Source organism: Chryseobacterium sp. ERMR1:04 (genome assembly GCF_001297705.1).
Taxonomy (GTDB): Bacteria; Bacteroidota; Bacteroidia; order Flavobacteriales; family Weeksellaceae; genus Chryseobacterium.
The window spans coordinates 306,057-318,187 of record NZ_LIRF01000005.1 but is presented as its reverse complement, the minus strand read 5'-3'; the positions used below and the strand labels follow the sequence as shown (position 1 = coordinate 318,187).

Genomic DNA, 12,131 nt, shown 5'->3' with positions numbered 1-12,131 from the left:
ATCCACATAAAATGCTCAAAAAACACATTGTATTTCTATACTTTAAATCTTGCCTTTTTGATTCTAATAATGAGCCTGACCGATTTCAAGTTTATTAAATTTCCCATCAACATCAAGGTGAAATTTAAAATATGTTTTAAAATCTCCCCATGTATCACTATGGAAATGACCATAAACAGATAGCCCACCATCTTCTACTTTGTCAATTGTTGTGAAGCGCTCATGTCCGATAGCCTCTGTAGAAAACCTCTTAAAATCTCTTAGATTTCCATCATCAAGCAATTTTATATCTGCCGTAAAAAAGGAAAACCATAATTTGGCATCACCTTCCTGCCAAGCTTCGATTGCTGCTTTCACTTTTTGATTATTTATTTTTTTGTATTCCATTTGATTAATGATTTGATGTTGATGATTACCGATCTGCCCACAAGCCTGTAAAGAGGCCAATAGTAAGATCGGTAAAATATATTTAAATATAGACATACCCTTTCTGTTATTGATTAGCCCCACCATTGACTAATAAATGTTGCCCATTCACAAAAGAAGATAAATCACTTGCAAAAAACTCAGCAATATTAGCAACGTCTTCCACTTCTGCTAACCTTCCCATGGGGCAACTATCAATTAATGATTTTCTTAATTCAGGATAACTTCCCTCTTCTGCAAAAATTCCGGAATGATCTACCGCAAACGGAATAATTGTATTCACCGTTACTCCACGATGTCCAATTTCCTTTGATAATACATCTACTAAATATCTTGGCGTCATTTTACTACCACCATATACTGCCATTCCCGGCACCGGAAATGCGGTGGTACTTGAGGCTACATAAATAATCCGGCCTTTATCTTCCACATTCATAGCGGCCTGCTGCATCGTAAAATAAGCACCTTTGGTATTAATAGAAAACAATCGGTCAAACTGTTCTTCAGTAAATTGGGTAACAGGCGTTTCCACCATTTCGATACCGGCATTCGCAACGACAATATCTATTTTACCAAATGCCTTTTTTGCTTCGTCAAATAGATATTTGATATCGGCTAACTTACTCACATCTGCCTTTACAGAAATAACCTTAGCTCCCATAGCCTTGATATTGCTTTCTACCTCATCTGCTGAAGCTTTGTCTCGTGAATAATTCAATACGATATCAGCGCCTAGAGCCGCATAACGTTCTGCAATGGCTTTTCCCAAACCTCTTCCTGAGCCCGTAATAATGGCTACTTTATTTTGTAATGAATTCATTGTTTTTGAATTTTTAAATTAATAATGATTGTATAAAATGATATTATTGAACGGATGATTGTGATATTTGCCGAGCATGGATTTTTTCAACCACCCAATTATTCATCCAGGCAAATACAAATCCTGAAATGATGGGTATCAACAGTTTCAATATCGGCAGTGGCTCCAAAGGCGGATGAATACCAAACAAAATAATAAGCCCTAGAAACCATGCCGGTATATTGTTCAGTTTTTTTGTTCTTGCAAAATATGCTAATGAACCAATGTATAGGAATACAGAAACCGGGAAACCAAACTGTCCGATAATCTGGCTTAACAATCCGGCTGTTACCTGTATCAAAACTGCCATACACATACCTAGCACAATTTGTAAGAATGCCCACAGAGAACTTTGCCACTTTTTACCGAAAATATAGAAACTAACCCATGCAATAAACATAACCCATGTGGGCCACTGTTGCGAAAAAGAAACAGTTACTGCAATCGCCCCGAATAAACCGAAAGCTATTGCAATTGGTAAAGTTTTCATGTTTAAATTTTAAGATTAATAAGAAAATTATTATGCCATAGCACCATTGGCTCCAATGGTTTGTCCACTGATCCATTTTGCATCATCACTGGCGAGAAAGGCTACAATTTTTGCAATATCAGAAGGCTCTCCCAAACGATTGAAAGCATTGAGCGAAGCCAGACGATCTATTACTTCTTGGGGTTTGCCTTTGGTAAACAATTCGGTGTTGGTAGGTCCTGGAAGGATTGCATTTACATTGATGCCTCGAGAGCCTATTTCTTTCGCAAATACACGAGTTAATTGTTCCACCGCACCTTTAGTTGCTACATAGGTTCCATAAGCTGGCATCATCATTCGTGTTGTAGTAGAAGAGAAATTAATAATACTGCCATTGTCTGCAAGCTTGATCGCCGCCTCTCTTAAGGTATTAAATGTACCTCTTACATTGATGTCAAACTGGCGCGAAAAGTCTTCATCTGTAGTATCTTTAATCAGTTTGGTAATCATGATACCCGCGTTATTAACCAATACATCAATTTTTCCATAATGGCTGATAGCATTGTCAAATAGTTGTTCTACGGCATCCGAATTACTTACATCTGCCTGTAAAGCAATAGCATCACCTCCTTTACCCTTAATAGAAGCAACAACTTGTTCTGCAGCGTCTTTTCCACAAGCATAATTTACGATAACTTTTGCGCCGGCTGTAGCCAACTGTTGTGCAATTTCAGCACCGATACCTCTTGACGCTCCGGTCACAAGGATTACTTTGTTGTTTAGATTATTCATAATACTTTGTTTTTATAAACATTAATTTTATAGTACAAAGTTGGTCTATGATTGCTCCTAAAAACGTACAAAGATTATATCAAATGTTGTAAATTTCTAAGGTAGTTTACCGAAATACTGTTTTCTGTATTCTACAGGGCTTGTTGATGTATACTTTTTGAAATAATTACTAAAATGAGATGTTTCCAAGAAACCTAAGCGAGCGGCAATTTCTTTGATATTAAGCCTGTCATCTTGAAGCAATACCTTAGCCTCAGTAGCTGTTTTATCTGCAATCCATGAACTGATTGTTTTTCCAGTTTTGTTGCTGATAACACTGGAAAGATAATTAACATGCAACCTCTGCAAATCTGCATAGTCCTGAACTCTTAATTGAATATTTGTTTTTCCACTCATCAAATCCCGAAAATGTTGTTCAATATTCAATTTAAAATTTTTCACAATCTGTGAACTCCTATTCCCTTCATAAATAGGATTATAATCCTGAAAAAAATATTCTTTGATCTTTAACAACAGAGCAACAACAAGTGCTCCGATGATTTTATTCTTATATAAAGAATCTCCTTTATACTCTTTATTTATTAATATATACAATTCTTCTACCTGAGCAAATTGATCTTTTGTTAAAACACGTGGCGAAACAGTTTCCGATAATAGAAAAGAAAAATCACGATATACGTCATCGTGTGCATATTCCTTCAAAAAACCTTCTCCAAAAGTTATCAAACAGGTATGTTCCAACTTCTCCCACTCAAAAATTCTATAATTTCCAGGGTTCGTAAAATAAACGGTCTCTGAAGTTACTTCAAACCTTTGGTCATCAATCGTGTAAAACCCCAATGCACTTTTTATAAGCAGAAAACTAAAATAATTGGGACGAAACGGTTCTGAACAAAACGGTAAATCTTTAAAGGTTTGCTCAAGATAATGAATTGTAAACCCAGATTCTTCTTCTAAATAATCTATAGAAAGCCCCAGTTGCTCATACAGTTCGCGCAATGTTCGAACATTTATATTATTATTTGCCATTGCATAAGTTTGGTATAAACTTAATGATTTAATTGTTAAAATGGATCAGCTGCAAAATCTGGTGGCTACAATTGATATTTAATAAGCACAAAAAAGCCTTTAAATAGTACTATTTAAAGGCTTTTTATATTTTTTCAGTTTCTCAACTTGCGGAGAGAGAGGGATTCGAACCCCCGGACCTGTTACAGTCAATAGTTTTCAAGACTATCGCAATCGACCACTCTGCCATCTCTCCTTAAACTCCGATTGTATCGTTGTTTTCAGTGGTGCAAATATAGAAAGTTTTTCAATTCTGTCAAAACATTTTCAAAAGAATTTTACTCAAAAAACAATAATCACCTATAAATCAACCTAATTATTTTTCGTAAACACCGACTACTACAGTGAAGTTTGAATTTTCATTCCTAAAATTACAGCACCAAATCCTAAAATCAGGCTTAATAAAACATACAAAGATAAAACTCCGTATTGCTGATTTTGCCACAAAGAGAAATTTTCTACAGAGAAAGTAGAAAAAGTAGTGTATCCTCCGCAAAGTCCCGTGATAAGAAGAAATTTTAAAGAGTTGTCATTCTTCATAAAATAAGAAGTCAGAAAACCAATAAGAAGACACCCCGTGATATTCACCAAAAAAGTACCCATCGGAAATGAATTTACATTCCAAAGTTTTTGGGTATAGTTGGATATCAAATACCTCAACATACTCCCTAAACCGCCGCCAATAAATATGTAGAATAGATTTCTCATCGTAAAAAACAAACGCACCATAAAGGTGCGTTTTATATTTTAAAGTTAACTATTAATGTAATTCAGCTAAATATTTTTCAGCATCCATTGCAGACATACATCCGCTTCCGGCAGCTGTAATCGCTTGTCTGTAGATGTGATCCTGAACGTCTCCGGCAGCAAATACTCCAGGAAGATTGGTTCTTGTAGATCCTTTTTCAGTTACGATATATCCGTTTTCATCAAGGTCGATTTGTCCTGCAAAAATATCAGTATTGGGTTTGTGACCAATCGCAATAAAAATACCGTGAACATCAACGGTAGATTTCTCCTGAGTTTGGTTGTTAATGGCAACTGCTCTTTCTACCAAGTTATTTTCACCTTCAATACCAATCAATTCGTGGAAAAACTTCACTTCGATATTCGGTGTATTCTGAACTCTGTGGATCATTGCTTTTGATGCTCTGAATTCCCCTTTTCTCACCAACATGGTTACTTTATTCACCAATTTAGCAAGGTAAGTCGCTTCTTCTGCTGCTGTATCTCCCGCTCCTACTACTACAACGTCTTTTCCTCTGTAGAAAAATCCGTCACATGTAGCACATGCAGAAACTCCTCCTCCATTGTATTTTTTCTCGTCATCAAGACCTAAATATTTTGCTGTAGCTCCTGTTGAAATAATTACTGTTTTAGCAAAAATCTCTTTAGTTCCGGCATATAATTTATGAACGCCACCAACTTCTTTAGAAAATTCAACTTTAGTGATCATTTCATAATGCACTTTAGTATCAAATCTTTCAGCTTGCTTTTGCAAATCCATCATCATTTCCGGACCTGTAACTCCTGCAGGATACCCTGGAAAGTTGTCAACTTCTGTTGTTGTAGTTAATTGTCCGCCCGGCTCCAAACCAGTGTATAATTCAGGTTTTAAGTCTGCTCTTGCTGCATAAATTGCCGCTGTGAAACCTGAAGGTCCAGATCCAACGATCACACAATCTAAAATGTTTTGCTCCATAATTTGCTTTTCAAAAGATTTAAAAATTTCCGAATGCTAATTTCGTAATTTTTAATATGTAATTAAAGTTATTTTAATGATACTTGTCAATATTTAATATGTCGAATTTCGATAGTTGATGGTTGGTCGTTTTGGGTTGACAGATTTTTATACCCATCAACTGAAAACTAACAACAAGCAACACAATTAGACTTTCATTTTAATCTTATCTACGTTGATGATCTTGTACACCAATTCTTTGATTAGTTCTGCTTCGCTCATATTTACCGCTCCAAGGCCTTTTCCTTTCATATCAAATTCTCTCAAAATTGAGATTACTCTTGTGGCATGTTTTAAAGGATATAATCTTGCACTTTCGGCATAATCTTTAACGAAATAAGGATTTATTCCCATCTGTGAAGCGATAACCTGTGGCGGCTGACCGGCCATTGTGTTATAAATAATAACATTGGAAAAGTAGCTGTACAAACTGGCCAGCATCATTACAAAAGGATTATTTTTAGGATTCTTACCCATAAAATGAGCAATTTTAAAAGCTGCATTGGCGTTTTTTGTTCCTAAAGCTTTCTGTAATTCAAAGACATTATATTCTTTACTGATCCCGATATGATTTTCTATAATTGTTCCGTCCAGAACTTCTCCTTCTTTGAGAATGATCTTTAATTTATTCAGCTCATTAGCGACTCTTGAAAGGTCATTTCCAAGGTATTCTGCCAAGAGATTAGAAATATTCGGGGCCGTTTTTATTTTTAATTTAAGACATTCATCAGCAATCCATTTAGGAAGATTATTCTCCTTAATAGATTCACTCAGAAAAAGTAATTTCGCTTTTTCCAAAGCTTTGGTAACCTTTTTTCGACTGTCTAATTTCTTGTGTTTGTGGGCAAAAACCAAAACGGTGGAAGGAACAGGGTTTTCAATATACGCTTCTAAAGCTCTCCCTTCTTCTTCATTTAACTTAAGATCCTGTGCTTCTTTTACGATAATAACCTGCTTGTCTCCCATCATTGGAAACTGCCTCGCCAACGAAAGAATTTCCTGATAGGTTGTATCTTTTCCGTAGGTAACCGTTTGGTTGAAGGCTTTTTCGTCCTCTCCCAAAAAGTCGTGTTCAAAAGCTTTTACCGCTAAATCAATAAAATAAGGTTCATCTCCGTGGAAAAAATAAATAGGTAAAACTTCTTTATTTTTAATATTTTTGAGGATTAAATCTAATTCTTTCATCTTACTATAATGGAACTCCCAAAACTGAATTTTCAGGAAACTTTTGATTTTAAATTCAAGAAAGACAAAGATAAGTTTTTTATTTATGATGTCGTTCGTAAAACTTACCTTTTGCTCACCCCCGAAGAATGGGTTCGGCAACACTGGATACATTATTATCTCACCGTAAAATCCTATTCGGTATCGGCTTTAATTACTGAAAAAAAGATCGTTTTAAACGGCTTAACGAAAAGAATTGACCTTTTAGTTACCGAAAAAGCAAAGCCTAAAATACTGATAGAATGCAAAGCTCCATCTATTAAATTAACGGAAAAAACATTTGAGCAAACTGCAAGATACAACTCTATTATCGGAGCAACAGAAATTGTTTTAACGAATGGATTGCAACATATTAATGCGTATTATGAAAACGGCGAGTATCAGTTTTATAAAGCTTAATATTTTATAACATTCTATTCATCTTCTTTATACGTTATTTTTATTAATTTAGATGAGAATTTTACTTCAAACACAAATTTCACGAAATTTTAACACTAAAAAACACAAATTATGATAGTGCTATTTGTGAAGATATTGGTGTAGTTTGTGTTAAACTAATTAAATTACAAAATATGATACGCTCAATCTTAATAACAGCATTACTCATGAGTTCAGGAACAATTTTCAGTCAGAATCTTAAAAAAGTTTCTTATCAGGATGGTGCACAAAAACTGAATGGTTTGGTAACTTCCAACGCAGGAAAAAAACTTCCAGGAGTTTTAATTCTTCCCGCCTGGAAAGGAATTGATGAAGAAGCAAAAACGGCCGCCGCTGAACTGGAAAAGCAAGGCTATATAGCCTTTGTAGCTGACATTTATGGTGAAGGAAATATTCCTGCCGACAATGATGCCGCAGGAAAAGCTGCGGGACACTACAAGCAAAATTATGCAGAATACCAAAAACGTATTTCTTTGGCTTTAGAGCAGTTAAAGAAAAACGGAGCGATTTCCAATAAAATTGCTGTGATTGGTTATTGTTTCGGAGGAACAGGAGCGTTAGAATCTGCGAGAGGAAGCTTGCCTGTGGTAGGCGTTGTTTCCATTCATGGAAGTATTGGTAAAGATCAAACCAGAAAAAACGGAGCGATATCTACTAAAATTCTCGTTGAAAACCCGGCAGACGATAAAAGCGTAACGCCAGACGATTATAATAATTTAATAAAAGAAATGAATGAAGGCAATGCAGATTGGCAAATCATCACGTATGCCCATTCAAAACATACTTTTACAGATCCAAAATCACCAGATTACAATGAAGTGATGGCCAAAAGAGCATGGAATCATACGTTGATGTTTTTGAAGGAAATTCTGAAATAAGATGTAAATTTTAATAGATAAAAAGATGCTTCGACTCCGCTCAGCCTGACATTTCTAATATGAACTATCTTCATATAACAGTCAATTTTAGTGATGCCACTTTGAATGAAGTCGAAGCATTTATCTTTATGCCTAGATATTATTTAGCTTCTAATTCAACCGTATATTGTTTTGGCGAATATTTAGTCAGAGAACCTGTTGCAGCATCAACTCCAACGCCAATCGCTCCACCCAAAATAATATTGATCAAAGTTACCGGATTAAATGTTTTAGTTAATTTAACTTCTTTGTTAGCAAAGCCTTCTTTTTCAAAGGTAACCGTTTGTTTGGCTAATGATCTGTGAATTTCAGCTGTACAAGGTGTAGTACATTTTTCGATTCCTTTATGGAATACTTTGGCTCCTTCAGGAGTTGAGTTGAAAGATATTTTATCTTTAGTTCCTGTAAAAATGGTTGCACAAGAAGTTGTAGAAAGTGCAATACCTAGCAATAATACAATTGATAAATTGTGTTTCATATAGTAATTTTCAAAGCCGCGAACTTACAAAAATTATTCAACACAATTTACTTTCATTTTTTCAATTAAAACGCTTCGACTACGCTCAGCATGACATCGCTAAAAAATTAACGCTAAAATAAACGGTTAGTATTAGAAATGTCGCGCAGAGTATAGTCGAAGCATCTTTTTAAAAATATTGTATAGATTCTTCACTTCGCTTTGCTACGTTCTGAATGACAAAGAGAATGTTTTAACTCAAACTCTTTTACTCTAAAACCCTCCAACACATTACTCTTCCCTATTCACCAAATCAATCGAGAAAGCAGGAAGGCAAATCGCAATATATACGCAGGGTTCTGAGAAAGGATTGCTGTAACGTACTCTTGCTCCTTTTTCTACCAAGATACTTTGACCTTCTTCAAGGATGACCACCTCACCGTCAATCTCAAATTGTTTTTTACCTGAAACAATGATTGTATACTCATCAAATTGAGGAGTCTGGTGCGGCTCACTCCAATTTGGCGGAGCCACCATATGAGCAATTGAAATATTTGAATTTTGAGTAGAATTGCCCCAATGTTCTTCAATTAATTTTCCGTCTGTGGTAGGAACTACAAAGGGTGATTTTTGGATCTTAAATTTTTTCATGACCAATTTTCTTTTTTGATCTCATAAACAAAATTAGTTCTCGTAGGCTCTCCGAAATAGGCAACTTCTTCTTCCGCAATCTTCTCACCTCCAAGCCTTTCTAAAGCAATCTGCGAGCGGAAATTCTCTTTACCAATATGAAAGAAAGCGCTATCTACAAACTGGAAAATATAGTCCAGCATTAATTTCTTGATCTTCGGATTAATTCCTTTTCCCCAAGATTTTGTACCGTAAAAAGTATAGCCAACGAAAATTCCGTTTTTTTGGTCATCAAAATTATAGTAACGCGTGCTTCCCAGCACATCTCCGGAACTTTTATCTATAATTTTAAAAGCCCCCTCACTTTCTATGGCTCCTTTGAAAAAGTTTTCAAAAACTTCTCTTTGGTAACGGTCTTTATTAGGGTGCTGCTCCCAAACTTTAGGGTCTGAAGCTACTTCGTATAAAGATTCAAAATCCCCTTGCTGTAAGGGGATTAATTGATATTCTTGATTTTCTAAAATAGGTTGAATAGAAAAATTCATCTGTAAATACTGTTTTTAAAAATCAGATGGAATCGTACGATTTCCTTTTCTTAGCCTTTTGTTTTAGCTGCGTCTGATTCTATTTTTTTAATTTCTTTTAGTTTGTCAGTAATTTTGATTACTGCGTCTGGTTTTGCAGGCTTTAAAGCAACTTCTGCCTGAGCAAGATCCCATTTGATCACAAGATTTCCAGAATTTTCATCTGTTGGGTTTAATGTAATTTCAAACCACTCTTGTTTGTCTGCTAACTTATTTACAGGTACAGTAACATCTACTACATCCTGTTTTGGATCATAAGTATAAGCACCCCATTGTTGGAAATCTTTATTCAAGATCACTTTCCATTCTTTTTCTGTAGGAATGATGAACAATCCGTAAGTTCCTGCAGGAACTATTTTTCCTCCAAAGTTAACCGACTGTCCGAATGTGATTTTTGTAGAAGAGTTTGCTCCCGCTCTCCAAACTTGTCCGTAAGGAACCAATTCTCCGAAGATCTTACGACCTTTTACTCCCGGTCTTCCGTAATCAATAGTGATTTTAGACATTGAGAACTGTTGTTCTACCTGTTGGCGCGGGCTTGCTGCCGGTACAGAATAGTCTTGTGCAAAACTGAAAGCTGAAGTTGATATGCAAAGTGCAAATAGTAACTTTTTCACGTGTAAATTTTTGTTTAAAAATACGAAAATCAAAACAAAATAGCCTTCTCCAATTCCAATAATTTTTGTTTTCTCCATATTCCGCCTGCATAGCCTACCAGCTCTCCGTTTGAACCAATTACCCGATGACAGGGAATTAAAATTGCAATTTTATTAATCCCGTTTGCCGTTCCTACCGCGCGAATGGCTTTTGGATTTCCCAACAATTCAGATTGCTGTTTATAGGTTCTGGTCTCTCCTATTGGGATTTCGCGCAAAAGCTGCCAGACTTTTTTCTGAAACTCGGTTCCTGTAATGAACAGCGGAACGTCAAATTGACTTCTTTTACCTTCAAAATATTCTACTAGCTCATCTTCCAGCTGTTTGAAATGCTTGTTTTCACCTTGAACAATTTCAGCATTTAACGCTTTGGATAATGAGATGAACTGTTTTTCCATATTTTTTCGGTCTGTAAATTCAAGCAAACAAATACCTTCATCTACAGCACAGGCAAACATGGTTCCGAGAGGGGTCTCCATTCTTTTAAGATCAATAATCATCTGTACTCTGCTATTTTTAGGAGAAACTCCAAGAATATTTTTAAAGCTTTCATTAAAACCACTTAAACTTTCATATCCTGAATCTAAAGCTGTTTCCATAATACTTTCACCATTTTTTATCTTTTTAAAAGCTGTATTCATCCTAAATTCTCTTTGAAAAGCCTGAAAGGTCATCCCATGATTTTTCAGAAACCAGCGGCGGATCGTTACGGGTTCAATATTTCTCTTCAGGAGATCGGCATCTTTAATTTTCAGAGATTCGTTGTGTGTTAGTTCGGCCAATAGTTCTTGAATATACTGAGGCGTTTCATTTAATTTTTCGAGAGGCTTACATATTTTACACGCTCTGTACCCCTTCTCCATTGCTTCGTCTGCATTGAGAAAGAATTCTACGTTTTCTTTCTTCGGCTTTCGTGCAGTACAGGTGGGCCGACAAAAAATTCCGGTAGTTTTTACAGCCATCCAATAAGTTCCTTCAAATGAAGAATCTTTATCCAACGATGCCTGATACATTCTTTCTGCTGTAAGTTTCATTACTTATTTAAAAATGGGTGAAAAACTTTGTTCCTGCATGATTTCACGGCCTTTTTCTTCTAAATTTTTATAAATATACCCATTTAGAAAATTACCGGACGATATTCTTTTTACGCCCAAATTCTGAAGAGTTTTAAAATCCGGTAACTCGGGCATAGCCATTACATTCACAGGAGTTTTAGTTGACTTAACAATTGTTTTAATATCATTTTCTGCAGTAATACAAGGAACAAAAATCCCATCGACTTTAGCTTCTTCAAACAGTTTTATTCTTTGTAATGTTTCTTCGACAGGGTTCTCCAGTCCTAATAAAAAAGTATCTGTTCTTACATTGATAAACATTTCAACTTTCTCTTCTTTGAGTTTTGAAACAATTGATTTCAGCTTTTCAAAAAACACTTCTTTATCTGCTATTTTCCTTGTTCCTTCAACAATAAAACTGTCTTCTATATTAATACCAACTGCTCCTATCTCGGCAAGCTTAGAAATGTTTGAAACAACAGCATCAACAGTCTTACCGTATCCACCCTCCAAATCTACCGTTAATGGAATTGATATTGATTTCAATATTCTTCCTACCATATAAAGATATTCATCAAAAGTCATATTTTCTCCATCCTCATATCCTAAACTGTGTGCAACGGCTGAACTTGATGTCGCCAACGCTTGATACCCTAATTGTTCATAGACTTTAGCACTTTGCGGATTCCAGACATTCCCCAGTAATAACGGTTCATTATTTTGATGCAGCTCTTTAAATATTTGAATATTTGTCATTCTATTTTTTTGATAAAATTACTCTTTTCAGCCCTTGATGAACAACCGAAAAATGGACA

The 12,131-nt window shown here is 35.4% G+C and carries 16 protein-coding genes and 1 tRNA gene; 2 read left to right on the top strand and 15 right to left on the bottom strand.

What is annotated here, in order from left to right; translation table 11 throughout:
• Positions 1 to 63: 63 nt before the first annotated feature.
• From AMQ68_RS11940 to holA, 9 genes are all read right to left on the bottom strand, one after another.
• A complete protein-coding gene (locus AMQ68_RS11940; RefSeq protein ID WP_054511112.1) occupies positions 64 to 483 on the bottom strand; it encodes a hypothetical protein in 420 nt (139 codons plus the stop codon).
• 10 nt (positions 484 to 493) lie between these two features.
• Entirely contained in the window at positions 494 to 1,246 is a 753-nt protein-coding gene (locus tag AMQ68_RS11935; RefSeq protein WP_054510861.1) for an SDR family oxidoreductase, read from the bottom strand.
• 43 nt (positions 1,247 to 1,289) lie between these two features.
• Positions 1,290 to 1,775, bottom strand: a complete 486-nt coding sequence (locus AMQ68_RS11930) for a DUF1097 domain-containing protein (protein ID WP_054510860.1) — start codon at positions 1,773 to 1,775, stop codon at positions 1,290 to 1,292.
• A 30-nt stretch (positions 1,776 to 1,805) separates the two neighbouring features.
• The gene (locus tag AMQ68_RS11925) at positions 1,806 to 2,546 is read right to left on the bottom strand and encodes an SDR family oxidoreductase (RefSeq protein ID WP_054510859.1); all 741 of its coding nucleotides are present in this window, start codon (positions 2,544 to 2,546) and stop codon (positions 1,806 to 1,808) included.
• A 96-nt stretch (positions 2,547 to 2,642) separates the two neighbouring features.
• Positions 2,643 to 3,575, bottom strand: a complete 933-nt coding sequence (locus AMQ68_RS11920; RefSeq protein ID WP_054510858.1) for an AraC family transcriptional regulator — start codon at positions 3,573 to 3,575, stop codon at positions 2,643 to 2,645.
• 150 nt (positions 3,576 to 3,725) lie between these two features.
• Positions 3,726 to 3,810: transfer RNA gene (locus AMQ68_RS11915), tRNA-Ser, on the bottom strand.
• A 143-nt stretch (positions 3,811 to 3,953) separates the two neighbouring features.
• Positions 3,954 to 4,343 (bottom strand): fluoride efflux transporter CrcB, encoded by a 390-nt coding sequence (crcB, locus tag AMQ68_RS11910; RefSeq protein ID WP_369678636.1) that lies wholly within the window; start codon positions 4,341 to 4,343, stop codon positions 3,954 to 3,956.
• Between the two features lie 31 nt (positions 4,344 to 4,374).
• Entirely contained in the window at positions 4,375 to 5,316 is a 942-nt protein-coding gene (trxB, locus tag AMQ68_RS11905; RefSeq protein WP_054510856.1) for a thioredoxin-disulfide reductase, read from the bottom strand.
• A gap of 186 nt (positions 5,317 to 5,502) precedes the next feature.
• The gene (gene holA / locus AMQ68_RS11900; RefSeq protein WP_054510855.1) at positions 5,503 to 6,540 is read right to left on the bottom strand and encodes a DNA polymerase III subunit delta; all 1,038 of its coding nucleotides are present in this window, start codon (positions 6,538 to 6,540) and stop codon (positions 5,503 to 5,505) included.
• A 9-nt stretch (positions 6,541 to 6,549) separates the two neighbouring features.
• Here holA and AMQ68_RS11895 point away from each other — a divergent pair, with 9 nt between their 5' ends.
• Positions 6,550 to 6,978, top strand: coding sequence for a type I restriction enzyme HsdR N-terminal domain-containing protein (locus tag AMQ68_RS11895; RefSeq protein WP_054510854.1), 429 nt, complete (start codon positions 6,550 to 6,552; stop codon positions 6,976 to 6,978).
• 173 nt (positions 6,979 to 7,151) lie between these two features.
• Positions 7,152 to 7,895: a dienelactone hydrolase family protein gene (locus AMQ68_RS11890; RefSeq protein WP_054510853.1), complete on the top strand. Its 744-nt coding sequence runs from the start codon at positions 7,152 to 7,154 to the stop codon at positions 7,893 to 7,895.
• Positions 7,896 to 8,034: 139 nt separating this feature from the next.
• Here AMQ68_RS11890 and AMQ68_RS11885 read toward each other — a convergent pair whose 3' ends face one another.
• The 6 genes from AMQ68_RS11885 to AMQ68_RS11860 all read right to left on the bottom strand — a co-directional run bounded on the left by AMQ68_RS11885 (position 8,035) and on the right by AMQ68_RS11860 (position 12,072).
• A complete protein-coding gene (locus AMQ68_RS11885; protein ID WP_054510852.1) occupies positions 8,035 to 8,412 on the bottom strand; it encodes a PEGA domain-containing protein in 378 nt (125 codons plus the stop codon).
• A gap of 270 nt (positions 8,413 to 8,682) precedes the next feature.
• The gene (locus AMQ68_RS11880; RefSeq protein WP_054510851.1) at positions 8,683 to 9,042 is read right to left on the bottom strand and encodes a cupin domain-containing protein; all 360 of its coding nucleotides are present in this window, start codon (positions 9,040 to 9,042) and stop codon (positions 8,683 to 8,685) included.
• A complete protein-coding gene (locus tag AMQ68_RS11875; protein WP_054510850.1) occupies positions 9,039 to 9,566 on the bottom strand; it encodes a GNAT family N-acetyltransferase in 528 nt (175 codons plus the stop codon). The genes AMQ68_RS11880 and AMQ68_RS11875 overlap by 4 nt, the downstream gene beginning before the upstream one ends.
• A gap of 50 nt (positions 9,567 to 9,616) precedes the next feature.
• Entirely contained in the window at positions 9,617 to 10,222 is a 606-nt protein-coding gene (locus AMQ68_RS11870) for a DUF2911 domain-containing protein (protein ID WP_054511111.1), read from the bottom strand.
• 29 nt (positions 10,223 to 10,251) lie between these two features.
• A complete protein-coding gene (locus AMQ68_RS11865; protein WP_054510849.1) occupies positions 10,252 to 11,295 on the bottom strand; it encodes a bifunctional transcriptional activator/DNA repair enzyme AdaA in 1,044 nt (347 codons plus the stop codon).
• A 3-nt stretch (positions 11,296 to 11,298) separates the two neighbouring features.
• Positions 11,299 to 12,072, bottom strand: a complete 774-nt coding sequence (locus tag AMQ68_RS11860) for an isocitrate lyase/phosphoenolpyruvate mutase family protein (RefSeq protein ID WP_054510848.1) — start codon at positions 12,070 to 12,072, stop codon at positions 11,299 to 11,301.
• Between the last annotated feature and the right edge of the window lie 59 nt (positions 12,073 to 12,131).

Coding starts and splice junctions, on each gene's coding strand:
- AMQ68_RS11930 (WP_054510860.1), bottom strand. CDS start 1,775: ATGAAAACTTTACCAATTGCAATAGCTTTCGGTTTATTCGGGGCGATT.
- AMQ68_RS11860 (WP_054510848.1), bottom strand. CDS start 12,072: ATGACAAATATTCAAATATTTAAAGAGCTGCATCAAAATAATGAACCG.
- AMQ68_RS11875 (WP_054510850.1), bottom strand. CDS start 9,566: ATGAATTTTTCTATTCAACCTATTTTAGAAAATCAAGAATATCAATTA.
- AMQ68_RS11885 (WP_054510852.1), bottom strand. CDS start 8,412: ATGAAACACAATTTATCAATTGTATTATTGCTAGGTATTGCACTTTCT.
- AMQ68_RS11895 (WP_054510854.1), top strand. CDS start 6,550: ATGGAACTCCCAAAACTGAATTTTCAGGAAACTTTTGATTTTAAATTC.
- AMQ68_RS11940 (WP_054511112.1), bottom strand. CDS start 483: ATGTCTATATTTAAATATATTTTACCGATCTTACTATTGGCCTCTTTA.
- AMQ68_RS11935 (WP_054510861.1), bottom strand. CDS start 1,246: ATGAATTCATTACAAAATAAAGTAGCCATTATTACGGGCTCAGGAAGA.
- holA (WP_054510855.1), bottom strand. CDS start 6,540: ATGAAAGAATTAGATTTAATCCTCAAAAATATTAAAAATAAAGAAGTT.
- AMQ68_RS11890 (WP_054510853.1), top strand. CDS start 7,152: ATGATACGCTCAATCTTAATAACAGCATTACTCATGAGTTCAGGAACA.
- trxB (WP_054510856.1), bottom strand. CDS start 5,316: ATGGAGCAAAACATTTTAGATTGTGTGATCGTTGGATCTGGACCTTCA.
- AMQ68_RS11880 (WP_054510851.1), bottom strand. CDS start 9,042: ATGAAAAAATTTAAGATCCAAAAATCACCCTTTGTAGTTCCTACCACA.
- AMQ68_RS11865 (WP_054510849.1), bottom strand. CDS start 11,295: ATGAAACTTACAGCAGAAAGAATGTATCAGGCATCGTTGGATAAAGAT.
- crcB (WP_369678636.1), bottom strand. CDS start 4,343: ATGGTGCGTTTGTTTTTTACGATGAGAAATCTATTCTACATATTTATT.
- AMQ68_RS11920 (WP_054510858.1), bottom strand. CDS start 3,575: ATGGCAAATAATAATATAAATGTTCGAACATTGCGCGAACTGTATGAG.
- AMQ68_RS11925 (WP_054510859.1), bottom strand. CDS start 2,546: ATGAATAATCTAAACAACAAAGTAATCCTTGTGACCGGAGCGTCAAGA.